Origin of the sequence: Yersinia entomophaga, assembly GCF_001656035.1 — a bacterium.
GTDB classification, from domain to species: domain Bacteria; phylum Pseudomonadota; class Gammaproteobacteria; order Enterobacterales; family Enterobacteriaceae; genus Yersinia; species Yersinia entomophaga.
This window is the reverse complement of sequence record NZ_CP010029.1, coordinates 2,344,684-2,366,013: the sequence shown is the minus strand read 5'-3', so window position 1 is coordinate 2,366,013 and position 21,330 is coordinate 2,344,684. Positions and strand designations below refer to the sequence as shown.

Sequence of the window (21,330 nt, the reverse complement as noted above, 5' to 3'; positions counted from 1 at the left end):
TGTATTCCCCAAAAATTGGCTGGTAGCTTGAGCATCACCCTAAGTATGCCAATTTGGCATGATTAAGATAATTTTAATTCATTTTTGGCAAGCTTTCCGCGCGCCTATACTGGATGCTGTAAAATCTTTCCCATTGGGGTTCACTCATGTCATTGGCGTTACGCAGTTTTGCGCCGTCTTTCCTCCAACGCATACAGGTGCCGGTTCAAGTGGCGTTATACGTTGGGCTCTTTGTGATTGCCGATCAATTAGTTCGGGTTTTCCATTTGCCACTGCCAGCCAATATCGTAGGTATGTTGTTGCTACTGACGCTGATCGTATTACGCATTATGCCGATGGGCTGGGTTAAAGCCGGTTCTCGCTGGTTATTGGCAGAAATGCTGCTGTTCTTTGTTCCGGCGGTGGTAGCCGTGGTGAATTATTCCCAGCTATTAATGGTTGAGGGTTGGAAGATTTTTGCCGTTATCGCCGTGAGTACCATGCTGACACTGGCCGCTACCGGGTTAGTGGTCGATCGAGTCTATCGGTTTGAAATCTGGCTACAGCGGCGTAAATCAGCTCATCATGAATGACTTTATTATCAGTATCCTGTGCTTTTTGGCGACGCTGGGGCTTTATTTTGCCAATAAGAAACTCTATCTTCGTCGCTGTTCCTTGCTGCTCATGCCACTCGTGCTGACACCCATGATTTTGGTGTTATTGCTGGTGGTTACTCATATTTCCTATCAGGATTATATTGGAGAAACCCATTGGTTGTTATGGCTACTTGGTCCAGCCACTATCGCCTTTGCGGTACCGGTGTATGAGAATCTGTCGATTATTCGTCGCCACTGGCTTTCTCTCAGCGCAGGAGTGATAACTGCGATTACCGTTGCGGTAGCCAGTTCGGTATGGCTAGCGAAGCTGCTGACGCTCTCGGAAGAGGTGCAGCGCAGTCTGGCGGTGCGCTCTATCACCACGCCCTTTGCGCTGGAAGCGGCGAAACAGTTGGGTGGACAGCCCGATTTGGTCGCACTGTTTGTGGTGATTACCGGCGTATTCGGTATGGCGGTAGGCGATTTGCTGTTTCTGCGGCTATCGGTGCGTAGCGGTTTAGCAAAAGGTGCCGGTTTGGGCGCCTCTTCCCACGGTGCAGGAACGGCCAAAGCTTATGAAATGGGGCAACAGGAAGGGGTAGTCGCTAGCCTAGTCATGATGTTGGCTGGAATTATTACCGTAATAGGCGCGCCGCTGATAGGATATTTATTATGGTAAGCGACAAAACTTGCCAGCGTGCTGGCGTGGGCCAGCGTTGAACGGGCGAGGAGAGATATGATGCAAGATATTATTGACGGTTTTCTGAAGTTCCAACGAGAAGTGTTTCCACAGCGTTCTGAGCTATTTAAACAGCTGGCCGATACACAGAGTCCCGGCGCGCTGTTTGTGACTTGCTCTGATAGCCGCGTGGTGCCGGAACTGCTGACTCAACGGGAGCCGGGAGAGCTGTTTGTCATTCGTAATGCCGGAAATATTGTGCCTTCTTACGGGCCTGAGCCGGGCGGTGTTTCCGCGACGGTAGAATATGCTGTGGCAGTGCTGGGCGTTACCGATGTGGTAATTTGCGGGCATTCAAACTGTGGTGCCATGAGCGCGATTGCCGAGTGTCAGTGTTTGGATCATCTGCCTGCGGTCGCAGCCTGGTTGCGTCATGCGGATTCGGCCAAGCTGGTCAATGCCGCGTTGCCGCATGTTTCACCCAAAGATCGGCTGAATTCTCTGGTACGTGAGAACGTGATTGCGCAGCTGGCGAATATTAAAACTCACCCGTCGGTGGCATTGGCGACAGCGCAGGGGCGTTTGCGCTTACACGGTTGGGTTTATGATATTGAAACCGGTTCTATTGATGTGCTGGATGAAGCAACCCGCACGTTCTCATCGCTTTCGGACTATCGCGTAGAAGATAAAACGGCGAAGTAGCCGCGATTTGGCGTTCTTCAGACAATAAAAAACCGGCTCCGCCGGTTTTTTGCTATTCAGATGGTGCTAATACAGCGAAGGCGCACCCGCTGGGCGGGTTTTAAAGCGGCGATGCAGCCATAGATATTGCTCTGGCGCACGCAAGATCTCTTTTTCCAGCACCTTATTCATATAACAGGCGGCGGCTTGCTCATCGTCAATCGGATAATCTTCTAGCGCTGGCTGAATCAGCAGGTCATAACCACTGCCATCGGGTTTGCGTAGTAGCACCAAAGGTAACAGCGCCGGTTTGGCCAGACGAGCCAGCATGAAAGTACCGCTGGTAGTCGCGGCCTGATTGACGGCAAAGAACGGGGCAAATACGCTACCGCGCGGGCCGTAGTCCTGATCAGGTGCAAACCAGACGGCTTCGCCTTTTTTCAATGCATGTACCATGCCGCGCAGATCTTTACGATCCAACATCGCTTTATTCGAACGCATACGACCCCAGGTCTGTACAAATTCCATTGCTTTGTTGTTGTGCGGACGATACATCGCCATCATCGGCTGGCATTGGCCCATCACGCGGCCGCCGAGTTCCAGCGACATAAAGTGTACGCCGATAACCAGCACGCCTCGGTTGCCTTCCTGCGCTTTCTTCAGGTGATTCAGGCCTGAAACGGTGAACCAGCGTTTAACCCGCGAATCAGGCCAGAACCAGGCCATTCCGGTTTCCATCAGCCCCATGCCCAGGGATTCAAAGTTGCCGACAATGGTGCGTTCCAGCACTTGCTTATCCATATCCGGGAAACACAGTTCCAGATTGCGGCGGGCAATGGAGACGCGGCGTTTCAGAAAACGCATTGAAGTCCGGCCCAGCCACACGCCGAGCTTTTGCAGCAGTGGGTAAGGTAACTGAACCAGTAAAAATAGGACGCCGAGACCAAACCAGGTTAGCCAATAGCGAGGATGAAGCAGCGAAAGCTGGAACTTTTGGGGTTTTATCATGTTAACTCAATCATTATGCGTTAGGAGCGAATGTGTAACGCATAAGGAAATAACTCGTTAGCGGTACATTATTTAAGACACCAGTTGTCGCTTATCGTTTTCATCAAACCAATAATTGACAGAATCTTTACATTAAAAGCGGGGATCGCGCGGTGTTTCGGGTCTCAATCGGAGGCAGTTGGCAGGCGAGAAGCGGCTCTTTGGGCAAGTATAACATATATCTCCTGAGTGAAATAAAGAGATTAATTAATCAAACTCAAGGGGAAATAACGTTCTGTTCTACCCATTGCAGGATATTTAGGATGACGTTGTCTGATTTGCTAAGAGACTGTCGTTGCAGTGATTTTTCATTAATAAATAAAATAAGCAGCCATTCCGACAAAAATAATTGTCGAGGGGCGGGTGTATTTAGTTGCGGTAATCAAATTGAAAATATAAAAATGACTATTTATCTCTATTATTTATCTCTATTATTTATCTCTGTTATTTACCTGCATTATTTAACTCCATTATTTAACTCCATCAATAAACTGAATTATTTAACGATAGGCGTGATAGGGCGCTGCTGACTTTTTATCCAAGGATTCCTGAAGGATAAATGTCACAAGATGTTTGCTCGTGCCTTTTTCTGAAAGGGGTTGCACACAAATCAGCGTAGGGTTGGTACCGTTGCCTCTCTGCTTGGCAGCATATAATACCGGAACGCATTCCGCTCCAACCAGGTTTTTAGTCACGCCAGCAAAACCTGTTTTGATATTTGCAGGTAATTCACAGGCCTTCAGCGATTCATTAATAGTCCAACCACCGGCGTTATTATTTATAGTATCTACCTTATATTCGATAGTCCGCGCTATAGGCAGAATTTGGGCTGTAATTAATATAGCTCGTTAATAACCAGAAACTTATTGAATGACTGAAAAGTGATTGAGTGAATCGATAAGATTGATACAGCACTATCAGGTTGCCCGATGGGCGGGGACGACAAAGAATACATGATATTTACCAATTTAAATAATAAAATCAGAACATTGCGATAACTTTTTCTAAAAAATACCTTACTACGAAGGGTTGTGATTGTATAAGTATGATTGACCATTTAATTAGTGAAGGAATCATTTGTTTTTTGCGAGGTTGTTCTCCTTATCTCAGAACAGCGGGCAGTTTACAGGCAATAAAAAAGGCGTTCTCCGTGTGGAGTACGCCTTTTTAAACAACAACCTAACTGACTAGTATCAGTTCATGCCGTATTTTTTTAATTTTTTACGCAGCGTACCGCGGTTGATGCCCATCATCAGGGCAGCACGGGTTTGGTTGCCACGGGTGTATTGCATCACCATGTCCAACAATGGCTGTTCAACTTCAGCCAGTACCAACTCATACAGGTCACTTACATCTTGACCATTCAGTTGAGCAAAATAGTTCTTCAGTGCTTGTTTAACCGAGTCACGCAGAGGCTTTTGAGTCACCTGATCTTGTGAGTTTACGGTTGCAACGGTCAGTACGTCAGAATTTACGCGTTGTTCGAACATAGTTCTGTCAGCTCTTTTTTCTGTTTACGCAAGATTTTCGAAATATGCCTCCAACGCCTCCAGCTGTTCGCTGGCATCCTCAATGGCGTTGAATGTGCGCCGAAACTGGTCGTTTGGGGCGTGCTCCTGGAGATACCAGGATACGTGCTTACGTGCAATACGGAATCCCTTGCCTGGACCATAAAAGTCGTGCAATTCCCGTATATGCCCGTTTAACAAACGCTGCACTTCGCCAAGTGGCATCGGTGGCAGCAGTTCCCCAGTGTCCAGATAATGCTGGATTTCCCGGAAGATCCAGGGTCTCCCCTGAGCGGCACGGCCTATCATCAGGGCGTCAGCCCCAGTGTAATCAAGTACCGCTCTGGCTTTATGCGGGTCAGTTATGTCGCCATTCGCGATAATCGGAATGGAAACACTCTGCTTAACTGCCCGAATGCTGTCGTACTCCGCTTCACCATTAAACAGGCAAGCACGGGTTCGGCCATGAATTGTCAGGGCTTGTATACCACAACTTTCGGCCAATTGGGCAATCTCTATACAGTTACGGTGTTCCGGAGCCCAACCAGTCCGAATTTTCAGCGTGACAGGCACATCTACCGCATTAACGACTGCGGAGAGGATCTGTTTAACCAGATCGGGATACTGCAACAATGCAGATCCTGCCAGCTTACGGTTCACTTTCTTGGCCGGGCACCCCATATTGATGTCAATGATCTGAGCGCCGCCCGCCACATTAATTCTGGCGGCCGCTGCCATATCATCCGGATCGCAACCGGCTATCTGCACGGTACGAATACCGGGCTCATCGCTATGGACCATGCGTAGACGCGACTTATCCGTCCGCCACACCTCCGGATTGGAGGAGAGCATTTCAGATACAGCCATCCCAGCCCCCATCGCATGACATAAGGCTCTGAAGGGTCGGTCTGTTATACCGGCCATCGGGGCGGCAATCAGGCAATTTTTAAGCTGGAAGTGTCCAATGTGCATAGACAAAGAATGACCATACTGTGTCCGCAAGGGCGCGTATATTACGCATTTTTACGTTCAGATGAAAGGCCAAACTTTGACCAATTGGCTTAAAAATAGCAATAAATAGCCAGCTAATCTTGTAATAATAATTATTTATTCATATTAAACATGCAGTTATAAATTATTGGTTGTTTTATGTACGACAATATTTTCTGCTAAACACCCTGATTATTGACTGGAAACTTCTTTTAACACCGATCGATACTGCTGATTTAGTAAGCAAAACTGCGTTAAACCACAGTAATAACCCCATAAATCCTGTGAGAAAGCTCTCACTTTGAGGAAAAAACATGACGCGTCGCTATCAGCTGCAACAAAGACATGTTAACGCAGCAGAAAGCTCACACAGCGATTAAGTGTAAAAGGCGGGCTTGGGTATGACGACGGGGGAAATAACCCCGCCAGCGGCGTAGTGAGGCCGTAAGCGGGGATAAATAGCGTGGGGATTATTTTCTGACGCCGGTAATGCGGCACCATTCTTCTTTCTCTGCCACTGGGTCCAGCGCGAATTTATCTTCATAAGCCTGAGCAACGCTGGCAGCCTGAGTCGCCAGTACGCCAGACAGACCCAAATGACCGCCGACTTTCGGCAGCACGCTAATCAACGGAGCCAGTTCGCGCAGTGGGCCAGCCAGAATATTGGCGACAACGACGTCGGCAGACAGATCCGTCGGCTGGTCTTTCGGCAGATACAGTTCCAGACGCTCTGAAACGCCATTACGCTGCGCATTATCGCGGCTGGCCTGAATGGCCTGCGGATCGATATCAATGCCGATAGCGCGGCTGGCACCCAGCTTCAGAGCCGCAATGGCCAGAATGCCGGAGCCACAGCCGAAATCGATGATAGTTTTACCTTCCAAATCCAGCCCGTCTAGCCATTGTAGACAAAGAGAGGTGGTGGGATGAGTACCGGTACCGAAGGCCAAACCGGGATCGAGCATCACGTTAACGGCGGTTGGATCTGGCACATCGCGCCAGCTTGGGCAAATCCACAGGCGCTCGCCAAAGCGCATTGGGTGGAAATTATCCATCCACTCACGTTCCCAATCTTTGTCTTCCAGTTGTTCAATTTTGTGGGCGAAGCCTTTGCCTAACTGCGGGTTGTATTCCAGCACAGCGATCACTTCAGCCATATCGGTTTCGGCATCGTACAGGCCAATCACATCAGTATCGCCCCACAGACGGGTTTCCCCCGGCAGCGGCTCAAATACCGGATTATCGTGGGTATCCTGGAAGGTGACGGATACTGCGCCACTCTCAACCAGCGCGTCCCCGAGGGATTCGGCCTGATTACCGGAAGTGTTTAACTTTAATTGGATCCAAGGCATAGCTTTTCTCTTCTAAAACCGCTCCGCAACTTGCGTTTTTGGACCGGTTTTTGTCAATAAGGTTTCGGTAAATAATACCGTTAAATAGCGATTTATTCAGCGTTGGCGACGACAGGCTGTCGCGCCCGCGCTCTGTCGCCAAACCGGTTACCGATATAAAACGCCAGCAAGTTCAGCACAAGTGACGGCACGATCGGGTGCAATCCGGCGATCTTAATGTCGAAACTGGCAAGTAGCGTATAGCATACCGCACCGACGATCATTGAGCTAAGAGCACCGTGAGCGTTAGCGCGTTCCCAATACAGCCCCAGAACCAGCGGCCAGAGGAATACCGCTTCCAGACCGCCAAAGGCTAGTAAATTCAGCCAGATAATCATTTCCGGCGGACGCCAGGCTGCCAGCAATAGCAGCAGGCCGAGAACCAGCGTGGCCATGCTGGAAATACGAGCCAGCTTACGCTCGTTTTTGATCTGTTCCGGACGGAAATTCAGGTACAAATCTTTGACGATAGTCGCGGAAGACTGCAATAGCTGAGCATTGATGGTCGACATAATGGCCGCCATAGGCGCGGCGAGGAAGATCCCTGCGGCGAACGGCGGTAGCACAGTGATCATTAGCGTAGGAATAACCTGATCCGGAATTTTCAGATCTGGCAGGATCGCCCGGCCCAATGCGCCAGCCAAATGCATACCAAACATCAAAATCGCCACCACAATAGTGCCCAGAATAATGCCACGGTGAACCGCTTTGCTATCTCGATAGGAAATGCAACGTACTGCTGTATGTGGCAGGCCAATGACGCCGAAGCACACCAGAATCCAGAATGACGCCATAAACGGCAAATCGAGGATACCGTCGCCACCTTGCGGGGAAACCAGCGCCGGATCGATGTGTTGTAGCGTATCGACCGCCTTATGCAGGCCGCCGGCGGCGTGAACCACCGCAACCAGCAGTAAAATGGTTCCTACCAGCATCACCAGCCCTTGCAGCGCATCATTCAATACGCTGGCGCGGAAACCTCCGAAGGAGGTATAGAGCGCGATACTAACGCCAAAGATCAGCAGCCCAGTATCGTAGGGAATACCCGCAGCGGTTTCCAGTAAACGCGCTCCGCCGATAAACTGCACCGTCATGGCACCGACAAAGGCGACTAACAGGCTCAGGCTGGCCAGCCACACCAGTAAACGACTTTGATAGCGTGCGTACAGCATGTCATTCAGAGTTACGGCGTTATAACGACGCGCCAGAATCGCAAACTTCTTACCCAGTACGCCTAGCGACAGCCACACCGCTGGCAACTGAATCATCGCCAGTAATACCCAGCCGAGGCCGTATTTATAAGCAGCTCCCGGCCCGCCGATAAATGAACTGGCGCTAATATAGGTGGCGGTCAGAGTCATCGCCAATACGAACCCTCCCATCGAACGGTTGCCGATGAAGTATTCGTTGAGGAAATTACCGGTCTGTCGCCGGGTGTATGCGTAAATAGAAAGGCCAAAAACCAATGCCAGATAGGCAACTAATGGCAGGACGACATCAGTTTGCATCACTGTCCTCCAGCGGAATATCGCGGAATATAAAGCGAACCATCAGCCAGCACAGCACAATAAATAGCAGTGGCAGGGCCAGACAGGCCATTTCAAACCAGGCGGGTAACCCGGTCATCCCCGGCACATCGCCAGGAAAATAGGCGCACAATAACCAGCCTGCCAGATAGGCCAGAGTCAGACCAAAGGCCCAGCGCGCTTCTTTGTGGGCTTGAACAAATCTCGTGTCCATTCATTCTCCCGTGGGTATTGACGGTTCTGAGTTTAACAAGGGTAGGGGATTTTACGGCAAGCGCGGCGTTTGCCTAGCCCTGTTTGATCAGAAAATAAAAAAGGCCGGTATTAACCGGCCTTGATTTTCAGGCGAAATAAAATCAGGTTTCTTGCAACCCAAGTTTTTTCTCCAGATAGTGGATATTGGTGCCACCGTGCTGGAAGTTTTCGTCATTCATAATGCGCTGTTGCAGTTCAACGTTGGTTTTGATGCCATCGATGATCAGCTCTGCCAGAGCATTTTTCATGCGGGAAATTGCCACGTCACGGTTTTCACCGTAAGTGATCAGTTTGCCGATCATGGAATCGTAGTACGGAGGCACGGTATAGCCAGCGTAGATATGAGATTCCCAACGAACACCAAAGCCACCCGGCGCATGGAAACGGGTAATTTTACCCGGACTTGGCAGGAAGGTATTTGGATCTTCAGCGTTGATACGACACTCGACCGCATGGCCGTGAACCTTCACTTCATCCTGTTTAATGGAGAGAGGCTGGCCTGCCGCGATGCGTAGCTGTTCTTTGATCAAATCGACGCCGGTAATCATTTCGGTAACCGGATGCTCAACCTGAATACGGGTGTTCATTTCGATGAAATAGAACTCGCCGTTTTCATACAGGAACTCAAAAGTACCTGCGCCGCGGTAGCCGATTTCCACACAGGCTTTTGCACAGCGTTCGCCGATATAACGACGCATTTCGCTGGTGATGCCCGGTGCTGGCGCTTCTTCAACCACTTTCTGGTGACGACGCTGCATAGAGCAGTCGCGTTCAGCCAGATAAATCGCGTTACCTTGACCGTCTGCCAAAATCTGAATTTCGATATGGCGCGGATTCTCAAGGTATTTTTCCATGTAAACCATGTCGTTGTTGAAAGCCGCTTTGGCTTCCGCACGAGTCATGTTAATGGATTCTTCCAGATCTTTGTCGTTGCGCACTACGCGCATACCACGACCGCCGCCGCCGCCGGACGCCTTGATGATCACCGGATAACCGATGCGTTTGGCGAAAGCTTTGTTTTGCGTGGTGTCGTCGCTCAGCGGGCCGTCAGAACCCGGCACACAAGGTACACCGGCTTTCTTCATGGCGCTGATTGCGGAAACCTTGTCGCCCATCAGACGAATGGTTTCGGCGCGAGGACCGATAAAGATGAAACCTGAACGCTCTACCTGCTCGGCAAAGTCTGCGTTTTCGGACAGGAAACCATAACCAGGGTGAATAGCCACCGCGCCGGTGATTTCTGCTGCTGAAATGATTGCAGGAATGTTCAGATAGCTTTTGACTGACGCTGCCGGACCGATACACACGGTTTCGTCAGCCAACAGAACGTGTTTCAGATCGCGATCCGCAGAGGAGTGAACGGCTACGGTTTTGATGCCCAGCTCTTTACAAGCTCGCAGAATACGTAGCGCGATCTCACCGCGGTTAGCGATAACGATTTTATCAAGCATGGAACGCCTCGTTATTCGATGACGACAAGAGGCTCGTCGAATTCAACCGGTTGACCGTTCTCGACCAGAATGGCCTTGATAGTACCGGATTTGTCTGCCTCGATTTGGTTCATCATTTTCATCGCTTCAACGATGCAAAGGGTATCACCAGCAGAAACTTTCTGACCTACTTCGATGAAGGCTTTAGCATCTGGGCTCGGGGTGCGGTAGAAAGTACCGACCATTGGGGAGCGCACGATGTGACCACTGATGGCTGCGGGTGCAGCGGCTTCAGCAGCCGGTGCCGGTGCTACAGCGTTAGCCAATGCTGGCTGCTGTGGCGCGGCAAAAGCATAAGGCTGTTGCATCATTGGGTAGCTTGGTGCGGCTGTAGCACGACTGATACGTACTGATTCTTCACCTTCTGAAATCTCCAGCTCGGAAATGCCAGATTCTTCTACCAGTTCGATCAGTTTCTTGATTTTACGAATATCCATGAGTGTGATTCCGTACTCTTTTGCGTTGCAATTAATTGGATTTTGACAAGCGATTGACCGCTGCCTGTAAAGCAAAGTTGTAGCCGTCTGCGCCGAGTCCGCAGATCACGCCAACCGCAATATCGGAGAGATATGAATGGTGACGGAAAGGCTCCCGAGCATGCACGTTAGACAGATGGATCTCGATAAACGGGATCTGAACGCCTAACAGAGCATCGCGTAAAGCGACACTGGTATGCGTAAACGCCGCCGGGTTAATCAGGATGAAATCAGTGTTGCCCCGTGCCTGATGAATTCTGTCTATCAGCGCATGTTCTGCATTGGATTGCAGATGGGATAACGCAACACCCAAATTCTGAGCCTGTGTCTCCAACCCGTTAACAATCTCTGCCAGCGTGGTGTAACCATACTTTTCTGGCTCGCGAGAGCCAAGCAGATTTAAATTCGGGCCGTTCAGAAGCAAAATGTGAAACTTGTCCGCCATTATGCTGGTATCTCCGGCAATTAGTTCGTCATCGTCAAAAATAGCCTGATGCCACCGATTTGTCACCTGTTAACGGTGAAATTCCCACTACGATCGGAACTAAGGTGGAGCATTATAATGATATCGTAGCAATTAGCAGCTAAATACTGGTCTTATCAGCGAAGATATTCAATAAGAAACATGGTGAACTATACAAAGCCTAACGGATTATCTGGGGTAGAAGAGGGTGAAGTCCCAGCATTTAGCGGCACCATTGGCGAAATTTTTTATAACGCAGTGCTAACAAAATAATTGCTGCGATTGCGTAAATTATCGGCAAGGGTGATAAAGTTTTGACCGACCAAAGATAGTGAATCGGTGCCAGGATGGCGATGAGATAAACGAAATTATGCAATTTTTGCCAGTTAGGTCCCATTTTTCTCTGTGCCCACTGTGTCGATGTAACTGCTAGTGCGAACAGTAATAGCCAGCTAATAATACCTAAAGTTAAATAGGGGCGGGTAACTAATTCTTTCCCCAGCAAACCGATATTGGACAGCCCCAGCTCTAGCACTGAATAACTGGCTAAATGCAGGGTTCCCCAGGCAAAACACCATACTCCCAACAGGCGGCGACAGCGCATCAGCAACGGCTGCTTGCCATAGCGAGCCAGCGGTGTCACCAACAGGGTGGCCAGCAGCAGCTTGAGAGTCATGCGCCCGGTAAAATGCTGAATGTCTTTGGACGGATCGGCGCTGAACCAGCCCTGATCGACGGATAAAATTAGCCAGAAGAAGGGCAATGAGGCGGCCAGCCAGATTGCTACTTTCAACCCTTTGACCTGTTTCAGGCTCAGACGCATTAAAAATTCTCCCGCAAATCCATGCCGCGATATAGCGAAGCCACCTGATCGGCATAGCCGTTAAATAGCAGGGTTGGCTGGCGCTTAACGTCTAAAATCCCGCCGGAACCGATAAAGCGTTCGGTAGCCTGCGACCAGCGCGGATGATCCACATTGGGATTCACGTTAGCGTAGAAACCGTACTCGTTCGGCGCGCTGAGATTCCAGGTCGTTGGCGGCTGTTCGCGAGTGAGTCGAATATGAACGATAGATTTAATGCCTTTAAAACCGTATTTCCACGGCGTGATCAGACGCAGCGGCGCGCCGTTCTGTGGTGGTAACGTTTTGCCGTACACGCCCAGTGTCATAAAGGCCAGCGGATGCATCGCTTCATCTAATCGCAAACCTTCTACATAGGGATATTTCAACCCGCCGCCCACAAAGCGATCTTTCTGTCCCGGCATCTGATCCGGATCGTACAAGGTTTGGAATGCCACATAGCGCGCGTTGCTGGTGGGTTCGACTAGCTTTAGCAGTTTTCCTAGCTCGAAACCGATCCAAGGCACCACCATCGACCAGGCTTCCACGCAGCGCATACGATAAATGCGTTCTTCCAGCGGGAAGCGTTTGAGCAAATCGTCGATGCTCAACGTCATTGGTTTGGCGACGTCACCATCGATACGAATCTGCCAATCGCCGGTTTTTAATCCACCGGCGTTAGCGGCCGGGTCAGCTTTATCCAGACCGAATTCGTAGAAGTTGTTGTAGCCAGTCACTTTGTCTTCCGGCGTCAGTTCCCAGTCAGGATGATAGGCTGGTGGCTTACTGAAGGTGAGCGGCTTGCCTGCCGGTGCCTTGGGCTGATCTTTACCTTTAAACCAAGACAGTAGGTCAGCCTGAGCCGAAACCGGCAATGCCAGACTGGCGGCGGTAATACCCAGCGCTTGCAGCACCTTACGGCGTTGATAAAACACGCTTTCCGGCGTGACGTCAGATTCGGTTAATTTGCGTTGTTTGCTCATGTGATTACTCCATCGGGCAGAGAAAGTCATACTGACCGTAATGGAATAAAGCATGGTGTGAAAAGGCTGTAAAAGCGAGAGGTTAGCAGAAAATATGAAATTTCTGAGATTGGGCGAACGAAACATCCGCCCAATGAAATGACTCTATTTTAATGGGCTAATTAGCGAACTTTAACCAAGGTTCGGCCAGTAACCTGATTTTCCATCAGTTCGGCTGCTACCGCAGGAGCCTGTTCTAGCGTAATTTCACGTCCAGCCTGTTGATAGAAGCTTTCTGGCAACGTTTTCAACAGACGCTCCCAGGCAGCCCGACGGCGCGGTTGCGGTGTCATGACAGAATCTACACCTTGTAAACGCACGTTGCGCAGGATAAAAGGCATTACCGTGGTTGGCAGTTTATAACCCCCGGCCAGACCGCAGGCGGCGACGGTAGAGTTATAGTTCATCTGTGCCAGCACCTTGGCTAGTAAAGTGTCGCCGACGGTATCAATAGCGCCAGCCCATAGCTGTTTTTCCAACGGACGAGATGCATCGCTGAAATCGCTACGCGGCAGAACCCGTTTGGCTCCGAGTGACAGTAAATAGTCGTTATTCGCTTCACGGCCACTGATAGCGGCTACCTGATAGCCCAGAGCTGAAAGCAGAGCAATCGCAGTACTGCCCACGCCGCCGCTGGCACCGGTCACCACAATTTCGCCGCTTTCTGGTGTGACTCCGCCTTCTTCCAGCGCCATCACGCACAGCATCGCAGTGAAACCGGCGGTACCGATAATCATCGCTTTGCGCGCATCCAAACCTGCGGGGAGCGGAACCAGCCATTCACCCTGTACTCGCGCCTGTTCTGCCAGCCCGCCCCAATGGTTTTCGCCTACGCCCCAGCCGGTCAGCAATACCCGCTGGCCAATGTGAAAACGCGGATCTTCGCTGCTGTGAACGGTTCCGGCGAAATCAATGCCTGGCACCATAGGGAACTGACGAATGATTTTGCCTTTACCGGTGATCGCCAGTGCATCTTTGTAGTTCAGGCTAGACCAACTGACATCAACCGTGACTTCACCCGCAGGCAGTTGTTCCGGTGAAATATCACGGACGTTGGCCAAGGTTTTGCCATCGTGCTGTTCGAGTAACAGTGCGCGCATTAGAGGCTCCCTAAGAAGTGCCGTTAACAATGATCGACTAATAACGAACGATCGACTAATAACGATCGAAAATTTCGTATTCATCAGGTTGGGTGACTATACCGGAAACATCAAGTTCGAAGGCTGACCGAGGACAAATTTGGCCTCGATGCTTATATCAGTGACTATGCTTTATGCAGGGTAAGGATGAGGCAATGGATGCGAATTTCGTAAAAAATTGCGTTTTTGTCGTATAAAACATTAAAAAACCAGCGTCCGTGGTCGGTTTTATCATATAGTACCTGCCCTAAAGGAGTGAGGAATACTTTCCATTTAACTGCGGTAGGCAAGGCTGAGGGATGCGATTTACAACCAAACTTTCTGCGTTTATGGCATTACTGGTCGTATTGGCCATGTGTTTAATGTTGTTAGGGAGTACGTTCAGTTTTTTCTACTTATGCCAGAAAAAAATGGAACATCGCCTTAATACTATCGTGACCGCGTACGATCAATCCTTACTAACCGATCCACCTGAAGTTCCGCGTAGCTGGTTGCCGTTGATGATGGGCGCTATTGGCGTGGTTGAAATCAGCGTTGAAAATTCGCAGCATCAATTGTTTTATCTGAAAGTCCTTCCTACTTATACCGCCTGGGATACCAATAGCGGCTATCGCGAACTGTCTCTTCCATTATTACAGCAGCCCGGCAGTTCGATGCGCCTGACTTATATCGATCCGCTCACCAGTTACACTCGTTCAATGTATGCAGCGGTGATTTTGTCGTTGGCGGTGGCGATGATTGCGGTCATTCTGTTTTTAAGTTTTCGCTGGCTGCGGGAACAAACGGCAGGTGAGGAGCAACTGGAGAACCGAGCGCGACGTATTCTCAACGGCGAGCGTGAGAATGTACTGCGCGGTGAAACTCATGAGTGGCCGCCTTATGCCAGCCATGCTCTCGACCGTTTGCTGCTGGATTTGGCGGAAATGCGTGAAGAACGCAGCCAATTGGATACTTTGATTCGCTCCTATGCCGCACAGGACGCTAAAACCGGCCTGAATAACGCGCTGTTTTTTGATAATCAGCTGACTACCCAGCTTGAAGAACCCGGTGCCCACGGCGTAGTGATGATGGTGCACTTACCCGATTTTGATGCGTTAAGTGAGGTTTACGACAAATCACGGGTGCAGGAATTGATGCATTCGATGGTGAATCTGCTTTCCACTTTTGTCGACCGTTATCCTTCCGCACTGCTAGCTCACTACGCCAACAGCGATTTTGCCATTTTATTACCGCATAAAACTCTGAAAGACGCCGATGTGATGGCGGCACAGTTGGTTCATGTGGCGGGTGCCATGCCAGCGCCGCAGATTATCGATCGCGACGCTTTGCTCAATATTGGTATCGTGGCCTATCGCCACGGGCAGGCGGCGGAACAAATTATGGATAATGCTGGACAAGCTACCAAAAATGCGGCGTTGTATGGAGGCAATAGCTGGTATGTCTATGACAATCAGGTGCCGGAGAAAGGACGCGGTAGCGTTAAGTGGCGAACATTGCTGGAAAAAACGCTGGTTAACGGTGGCCCTAGGTTGTATCAGAAACCGGTCATTACCTGTGATGGAAAAATTCATCACCGTGAAATCATCAGCCGGATATTTGATGGCGAACAAGAGCTGATAGCGGCGGAGTTTACTCCGTTGGTACGTTTGCTCGGGTTGGCCGAACGTTATGATCGACAGAAAATAGGTCGGATAATTCCTTTGTTGGCGCTGTGGCCGGATGAAACGCTGGCATTTTCCATAAGCGTTGATTCATTATTGCAACGTTCCTTTAAGCGTTGGCTACGGGATACCTTATTACAGTGCCGGAAAAGTTACCGTCAGCGGATTATCTTTGAGCTGGCTGAGGCGGATGTCTGCCAACATATTGAGGCCCTACGCCCTGTGATTCGATTGTTGTTAGGGTTAGGTTGTAGATTGATGGTTTCGCAGGCCGGATTGACGGTGGTCAGTACCTCATATATTAAGTCTTTACGGGTGGAAATGATTAAGTTACATCCGGGATTGGTAAGAAGTATTGATGTCCGCCTTGAAAATCAGCTATTTGTGCAAAGTCTTACTGGTGCCTGTGCCGGTACGAATGTTAAAGTTTTTGCCGCAGAAGTGGTGACCAGGGAAGAATGGGAAACGCTGCTACAGAAAGGGGTTTATGGCGGACAGGGCAATTTTTTTGCTGCGCCGATGCTTTTGAACCCAGAGCAGAAAAAATATTCGTAACAGGGCCATGTTTAGCCTGATCGTTGAGCAAAAATTAACGTAGAATGTCCCAGCCATTTCCGTAGACCGTTGGTAGGCACTTACTTCCGGCGGTAAATCAGGTTAAATGTTAGATTTTATGTGCTGTGTTACACCGTTCGACGCGTCGACTGGGGGGTATAATGAGCCTTTATTCAAGGGTTTTAGTGCATATACCTTATTCAGCGGAACTTGATTGGAATAACGTAGCCACTTTTTCACCGGAGTAGGACGTTTTTGCGCCTTGTCGCTGCTCCGTGTGGTTGGTAAAGTAGGCGGATTTTATTTTTCGCCCCCAGCTTGCAGGATTATCCTTTCGTTATGTTTAAGAAATTTCGTGGCATGTTTTCCAACGACTTGTCCATCGACTTGGGTACCGCCAATACCCTGATTTATGTAAAAGGACAAGGCATCGTACTGAATGAACCCTCGGTGGTTGCTATTCGCCAGGATCGTGCCGGTTCCCCCAAAAGCGTTGCAGCTGTGGGTCATGATGCCAAGCAGATGCTGGGGCGTACTCCTGGCAATATCGCCGCGATTCGCCCGATGAAAGACGGCGTTATCGCCGATTTCTTCGTGACCGAAAAAATGCTTCAGCATTTTATCAAACAGGTTCATAGCAACAGCTTTATGCGCCCAAGTCCGCGCGTATTGGTGTGTGTGCCAGTCGGTGCTACCCAGGTAGAACGTCGTGCAATTCGTGAATCAGCCCAGGGTGCCGGTGCTCGCGAAGTGTTCCTGATTGAAGAGCCAATGGCGGCTGCAATCGGTGCTGGCCTGCCGGTTTCCGAGGCAACCGGTTCAATGGTTGTGGATATCGGTGGCGGTACTACGGAAGTGGCGGTGATCTCACTGAACGGTGTGGTTTACTCCTCTTCTGTACGCATCGGTGGTGACCGCTTTGATGAAGCGATCATTAATTATGTGCGTCGTAACTATGGCTCTCTGATCGGTGAAGCAACGGCTGAACGTATCAAGCACAGCATCGGCTCGGCGTATCCGGGTGATGAAGTGCTGGAAATCGAAGTCCGTGGCCGTAACCTGGCAGAAGGTGTTCCGCGCGGCTTTACTCTGAATTCCAACGAGATTCTGGAAGCTCTGCAAGAGCCACTGACCGGCATCGTTAGCGCGGTTATGGTTGCTCTGGAACAGTGTCCACCAGAATTGGCCTCCGATATCTCCGAACGCGGCATGGTGTTAACCGGCGGCGGCGCATTGCTGCGTAATCTGGATCGTTTGTTAATGGAAGAAACAGGCATTCCGGTTGTGGTTGCAGAAGACCCTCTGACCTGCGTAGCTCGCGGCGGTGGCAAAGCGTTGGAAATGATCGACATGCATGGCGGCGATTTGTTCAGCGAAGAATAGTCAGCCAAAAAAGGAGGGCTGGATCGGATGAAGGTATTGCATCATCAGGTTTAGTGCCTCCTTTTTGTTGTCGAGGAATACGCATAATTTATGAAGCCGATTTTTAGCCGGGGTCCATCCCTGCAACTGCGACTTTTCTTCGCCGTTCTTGCAGCCATTGCGCTGGTTATTGTCGATAGCCGGCTCGGTACGTTCGTTAAAATTCGTACCTATATGGACACCGCAGTTAGCCCCTTCTATTTTCTGGCCAATGGGCCACGTAAAGTTTTAGACAGCGTTTCAGAAACCATCGCAACGCGCCAACAGCTTGAGCTGGAAAATCGTGCGTTACGTCAGGAACTGTTGCTTAAAAATACCGATCTACAGTTGCTTGGCCAGTTTAAGCAGGAAAACTCACGTCTGCGCGAGTTACTCGGCTCTCCGCTGCGTCAGGACGAACAAAAAATGGTGACGCAGGTTATTTCCAGCGGCACCGATCCTTATAGCGATCAGGTGGTGATCGATAAGGGCACCGATAATGGCGTGTATGAAGGCCAGCCGGTGATCAGTGATAAAGGCGTGGTCGGGCAGGTAGTGGCGGTCAGCAAATTCACCAGCCGCGTGCTGTTGATATGCGATGCGTCCCACGCGCTACCGATTCAAGTCTTGCGTAATGACATTCGCGTTATTGCTGCCGGTGGCGGCTGTAGCGACGACTTATTGCTCGAACATTTGCCAAGCAATACTGATATTCGTGTTGGTGATGTTTTGGTGACATCTGGCCTCGGTGGACGTTTCCCAGAAGGTTATCCGGTGGCGGTGGTTTCTTCGGTTAAAGTCGATAATCAGCGCGCCTATACCGTTATTCAGGCTCGTCCAATGGCCGATTTACAGCGTCTGCGTTATTTGCTGTTGCTGTGGGGCGCGGATCGCAATGGCGATTTGCCGTTGCCGCCGAATGAAGTACATCGGGTGGCTAATGAGCGTCTGATGCAGATGATGCCTCAGGTATTGCCAAGCGCCAGCGAAATGGTCGGCCCACCGGCACCAGCCAGTTTGAATCCGCCTCCGGCGAACGCGCCAGCGGTAAGGGCGACGCCATGAACCGTTACACCAGTAATGGGCGCTGGGTTATCTGGCTATCATTCCTGATTGCAATGGTGCTACAGGTGATGCCGTGGCCAAAAGAAATTTATATGTTCCGCCCGTCATGGCTGACGTTGATCCTGATTTACTGGGTTATGGCATTGCCTCATCGGGTTAACGTTGGCAGCGGCTTTATTCTCGGCCTGATTTTGGATCTGATTTTAGGTTCAACTCTTGGCGTGCGTGCGTTGGCATTGAGCATCATTGCCTATCTGGTGGCCTTTAAGTTTCAGTTATTCCGCAATATGGCGCTGTGGCAGCAGGCATTAATCGTGATGCTTCTGTCGCTAACGATGGATGTTGTGGTGTTCTGGTCAGAATTCTTAGTGATTAACGTTTCGTTCCGACCTGAAGTTTTCTGGAGTAGTTTAATTAACGGTATCTTATGGCCGTGGCTATTCTTATTAATGCGTAAGATTCGCCGTAAGTTTGCGGTGCAATAAGGATTTTTCCAATGACAGCCCTTTATCTGGCCTCAGGTTCTCCCCGTCGGCGTGAACTGCTCGCGCTTCTCGATTTACCGTTTGAAATACTGAAAACGGAAGTGGAGGAACAGCGTAATCCGGGGGAAGCCGCCGAGGACTATGTCCGACGTTTGGCTGAAGATAAAGCGCGCGCCGGAGTGGCGGTTGCCGAGTGGGATTTACCGGTACTCGGTGCCGATACCATTGTGGTGCTTAATGGACAGGTTTTGGAAAAACCGCGAGATGCTGTTCATGCCGCGCAAATGTTGGGTGCGTTGTCCGGGCAGCAGCATCAGGTGATGACCGCCGTTGCATTAGCCGATAAACAGGATTTACTCGGCACAATGGTCGTGACAGATGTGACATTCCGCGTGTTATCTCAACAAGAAATCAGTGACTATATTGCTACCGGTGAACCGATGGACAAAGCGGGCGCTTACGGTATTCAGGGCAAGGGTGGTTGTTTCGTCAGGGCGATTAAAGGCAGTTATCACGCCGTTGTCGGCCTGCCGTTGGTAGAAACCCATGAACTACTGAGTCATTTTTTCGCGCTACGTGATGTGAGAGGAATACATGACAGCTGAATTACTGGTCAATATTACACCGTCTGAAACGCGGGTTGCCTACATCGACGGTGGCATCCTGCAGGAAATTCACATTGAGCGTGAAGCGAAAAGAGGCATCGTCGGTAACATTTACAAAGGTCGCGTTAGCCGGGTTTTGCCTGGAATGCAGGCGGCTTTTGTCGATATAGGCCTGGATAAGGCGGCTTTCCTTCATGCTTCAGACATTATGCCCCACACCGAATGCGTGGCTGGGGATGAGCAAAAGAATTTCAATGTACGTGATATCGCTGAACTGGTACGTCAGGGGCAGGATCTCATGGTGCAGGTGGTCAAAGATCCGCTGGGCACCAAAGGCGCGCGCCTGACTACGGATATCACGCTGCCTTCTCGTTATCTGGTGTTGATGCCCGGAGCGGCGCACGTTGGTGTGTCTCAGCGTATTGAAAGCGAAGCTGAGCGCGATCGTCTGAAAAATACAGTGGCCAGCTATTGCGATGAGCAGGGCGGATTTATTATCCGTACCGCCGCCGAAGGTATTGGTGAAGAAGAGTTATCCGCGGACGCGGCGTTTTTAAAACGTCTGTGGGCCAAAGTACAGCTGCGTAAAAAACGTGATAAAACTAAATGCAAACTGTACGGCGAAATGGCTCTGGCGCAGCGAATTCTACGGGATTTTGCGGGCGCGGCCTTGGATCGCATTCGGGTCGATTCCCGCCAGACCTATGAGCAACTGATCGAATTTACCCGCGAATATATTCCAGAAATGACCAATAAGCTGGAGCACTATTCCGGCAAACAACCTATTTTCGATCTGTATGATGTAGAAAACGAGATTCAACGTTCTCTGGAGCGTAAAGTTGAATTGAAATCTGGTGGTTACCTGATTATCGACCAAACTGAAGCTATGACCACCATCGATATCAACACTGGGGCATTTGTCGGCCACCGTAACCTCGATGAAACCATTTTCAATACTAATATCGAAGCCACTCAGGCCATTGCTCGCCAGCTGCGAATGCGTAACCTCGGTGGGATAATCATCATTGATTTTATTGATATGAGTAATGAAGAGCACCGTCGCCGTGTATTACACTCATTAGAGCAGGCGCTGAGCAAAGATCGAGTGAAAACCAGTATTAACGGTTTCTCTCAGCTAGGATTAGTGGAGATGACCCGCAAGCGCACCCGCGAAAGTATTGAGCACGTGCTGTGTAATGATTGTCCTACTTGTCACGGTCGCGGCACGGTCAAATCCGTCGAAACGGTATGCTATGAAATCCTGCGAGAAATCGTGCGGGTTCACCATGCCTATGATACCGACAGATTCCTGGTCTATGCCTCACCTGCGGTAGGGGAAGCGCTGAAGAGCGAAGAATCCCATGCGCTGGCCGAAGTGGAAATTTTCGTCGGTAAGCAGGTAAAAGTTCAAATTGAACCGCTCTACAGCCAAGAGCAGTTTGACGTGGTGATGATGTAATAAATTTCCGCTGCGC

Annotated in this window: 21 protein-coding genes; 9 read left to right on the top strand and 12 right to left on the bottom strand. The window is 50.1% G+C overall.

What is annotated here, in order from left to right; all coding sequences use genetic code 11:
• Positions 1 to 146: 146 nt before the first annotated feature.
• From PL78_RS10835 to PL78_RS10825, 3 genes are read left to right on the top strand one after another with little or no spacing between them, the layout of a single operon-like run.
• On the top strand, positions 147 to 572 hold the full coding sequence (locus PL78_RS10835; RefSeq protein WP_064515454.1) for a CidA/LrgA family protein: 426 nt from the start codon (positions 147 to 149) through the stop codon (positions 570 to 572).
• Positions 565 to 1,254 carry an LrgB family protein gene (locus PL78_RS10830; protein WP_064515452.1) on the top strand — a complete coding sequence of 230 codons (690 nt, stop codon included), beginning with the start codon at positions 565 to 567 and terminating at the stop codon, positions 1,252 to 1,254. The genes PL78_RS10835 and PL78_RS10830 overlap by 8 nt, the downstream gene beginning before the upstream one ends.
• Positions 1,255 to 1,314: 60 nt before the next feature.
• Positions 1,315 to 1,956 carry a carbonic anhydrase gene (locus tag PL78_RS10825; RefSeq protein WP_064515450.1) on the top strand — a complete coding sequence of 214 codons (642 nt, stop codon included), beginning with the start codon at positions 1,315 to 1,317 and terminating at the stop codon, positions 1,954 to 1,956.
• 66 nt (positions 1,957 to 2,022) lie between these two features.
• Here the strand turns inward: PL78_RS10825 and lpxP are convergent, their stop codons facing one another.
• From lpxP to acuI, 12 genes are all read right to left on the bottom strand, one after another.
• Positions 2,023 to 2,943, bottom strand: a complete 921-nt coding sequence (gene lpxP / locus PL78_RS10820) for a kdo(2)-lipid IV(A) palmitoleoyltransferase (RefSeq protein WP_064515448.1) — start codon at positions 2,941 to 2,943, stop codon at positions 2,023 to 2,025.
• A gap of 1,232 nt (positions 2,944 to 4,175) precedes the next feature.
• The gene (gene fis / locus PL78_RS10815; RefSeq protein WP_002210061.1) at positions 4,176 to 4,472 is read right to left on the bottom strand and encodes a DNA-binding transcriptional regulator Fis; all 297 of its coding nucleotides are present in this window, start codon (positions 4,470 to 4,472) and stop codon (positions 4,176 to 4,178) included.
• Between the two features lie 24 nt (positions 4,473 to 4,496).
• Positions 4,497 to 5,462, bottom strand: a complete 966-nt coding sequence (gene dusB / locus PL78_RS10810; protein ID WP_071925585.1) for a tRNA dihydrouridine synthase DusB — start codon at positions 5,460 to 5,462, stop codon at positions 4,497 to 4,499.
• A gap of 488 nt (positions 5,463 to 5,950) precedes the next feature.
• A complete protein-coding gene (gene prmA, locus PL78_RS10805; protein WP_064515445.1) occupies positions 5,951 to 6,832 on the bottom strand; it encodes a 50S ribosomal protein L11 methyltransferase in 882 nt (293 codons plus the stop codon).
• A gap of 92 nt (positions 6,833 to 6,924) precedes the next feature.
• On the bottom strand, positions 6,925 to 8,379 hold the full coding sequence (gene panF, locus PL78_RS10800; protein WP_064515443.1) for a sodium/pantothenate symporter: 1,455 nt from the start codon (positions 8,377 to 8,379) through the stop codon (positions 6,925 to 6,927).
• Complete coding sequence (locus tag PL78_RS10795; RefSeq protein ID WP_064515441.1) at positions 8,369 to 8,611, bottom strand: YhdT family protein; 243 nt, start codon at positions 8,609 to 8,611, stop codon at positions 8,369 to 8,371. Before PL78_RS10795 ends, panF begins: the two co-directional genes overlap by 11 nt.
• Positions 8,612 to 8,753: 142 nt before the next feature.
• The gene (gene accC / locus PL78_RS10790) at positions 8,754 to 10,103 is read right to left on the bottom strand and encodes an acetyl-CoA carboxylase biotin carboxylase subunit (RefSeq protein ID WP_064515439.1); all 1,350 of its coding nucleotides are present in this window, start codon (positions 10,101 to 10,103) and stop codon (positions 8,754 to 8,756) included.
• Between the two features lie 11 nt (positions 10,104 to 10,114).
• Complete coding sequence (gene accB / locus PL78_RS10785) at positions 10,115 to 10,579, bottom strand: acetyl-CoA carboxylase biotin carboxyl carrier protein (protein WP_064515437.1); 465 nt, start codon at positions 10,577 to 10,579, stop codon at positions 10,115 to 10,117.
• Positions 10,580 to 10,610: 31 nt separating this feature from the next.
• Complete coding sequence (gene aroQ / locus PL78_RS10780) at positions 10,611 to 11,063, bottom strand: type II 3-dehydroquinate dehydratase (RefSeq protein ID WP_049597986.1); 453 nt, start codon at positions 11,061 to 11,063, stop codon at positions 10,611 to 10,613.
• Between the two features lie 241 nt (positions 11,064 to 11,304).
• Entirely contained in the window at positions 11,305 to 11,904 is a 600-nt protein-coding gene (gene msrQ / locus PL78_RS10775) for a protein-methionine-sulfoxide reductase heme-binding subunit MsrQ (RefSeq protein ID WP_064515435.1), read from the bottom strand.
• On the bottom strand, positions 11,904 to 12,905 hold the full coding sequence (msrP, locus tag PL78_RS10770; protein WP_064515433.1) for a protein-methionine-sulfoxide reductase catalytic subunit MsrP: 1,002 nt from the start codon (positions 12,903 to 12,905) through the stop codon (positions 11,904 to 11,906). The genes msrQ and msrP overlap by 1 nt, the downstream gene beginning before the upstream one ends.
• Before the next feature lie 161 nt (positions 12,906 to 13,066).
• Positions 13,067 to 14,044, bottom strand: coding sequence for an acrylyl-CoA reductase (NADPH) (acuI, locus tag PL78_RS10765; protein ID WP_064515431.1), 978 nt, complete (start codon positions 14,042 to 14,044; stop codon positions 13,067 to 13,069).
• Positions 14,045 to 14,382: 338 nt separating this feature from the next.
• Between acuI and csrD the strand changes: the two genes are divergently transcribed.
• The 6 genes from csrD (at position 14,383) to rng (ending at position 21,314) form a co-directional block, all read left to right on the top strand.
• A complete protein-coding gene (csrD, locus tag PL78_RS10760) occupies positions 14,383 to 16,299 on the top strand; it encodes an RNase E specificity factor CsrD (RefSeq protein WP_064515429.1) in 1,917 nt (638 codons plus the stop codon).
• A gap of 339 nt (positions 16,300 to 16,638) precedes the next feature.
• On the top strand, positions 16,639 to 17,682 hold the full coding sequence (gene mreB / locus PL78_RS10755) for a rod shape-determining protein MreB (RefSeq protein WP_002228205.1): 1,044 nt from the start codon (positions 16,639 to 16,641) through the stop codon (positions 17,680 to 17,682).
• A gap of 90 nt (positions 17,683 to 17,772) precedes the next feature.
• A complete protein-coding gene (gene mreC, locus PL78_RS10750) occupies positions 17,773 to 18,765 on the top strand; it encodes a rod shape-determining protein MreC (protein ID WP_049597978.1) in 993 nt (330 codons plus the stop codon).
• Positions 18,762 to 19,250: a rod shape-determining protein MreD gene (mreD, locus tag PL78_RS10745; RefSeq protein ID WP_049597977.1), complete on the top strand. Its 489-nt coding sequence runs from the start codon at positions 18,762 to 18,764 to the stop codon at positions 19,248 to 19,250. Before mreC ends, mreD begins: the two co-directional genes overlap by 4 nt.
• 11 nt (positions 19,251 to 19,261) lie before the next feature.
• Positions 19,262 to 19,855 (top strand): Maf family protein, encoded by a 594-nt coding sequence (locus PL78_RS10740; protein ID WP_064515427.1) that lies wholly within the window; start codon positions 19,262 to 19,264, stop codon positions 19,853 to 19,855.
• Positions 19,845 to 21,314: a ribonuclease G gene (gene rng / locus PL78_RS10735; protein WP_064515425.1), complete on the top strand. Its 1,470-nt coding sequence runs from the start codon at positions 19,845 to 19,847 to the stop codon at positions 21,312 to 21,314. The genes PL78_RS10740 and rng overlap by 11 nt, the downstream gene beginning before the upstream one ends.
• The last annotated feature ends 16 nt before the right edge of the window (positions 21,315 to 21,330 follow it).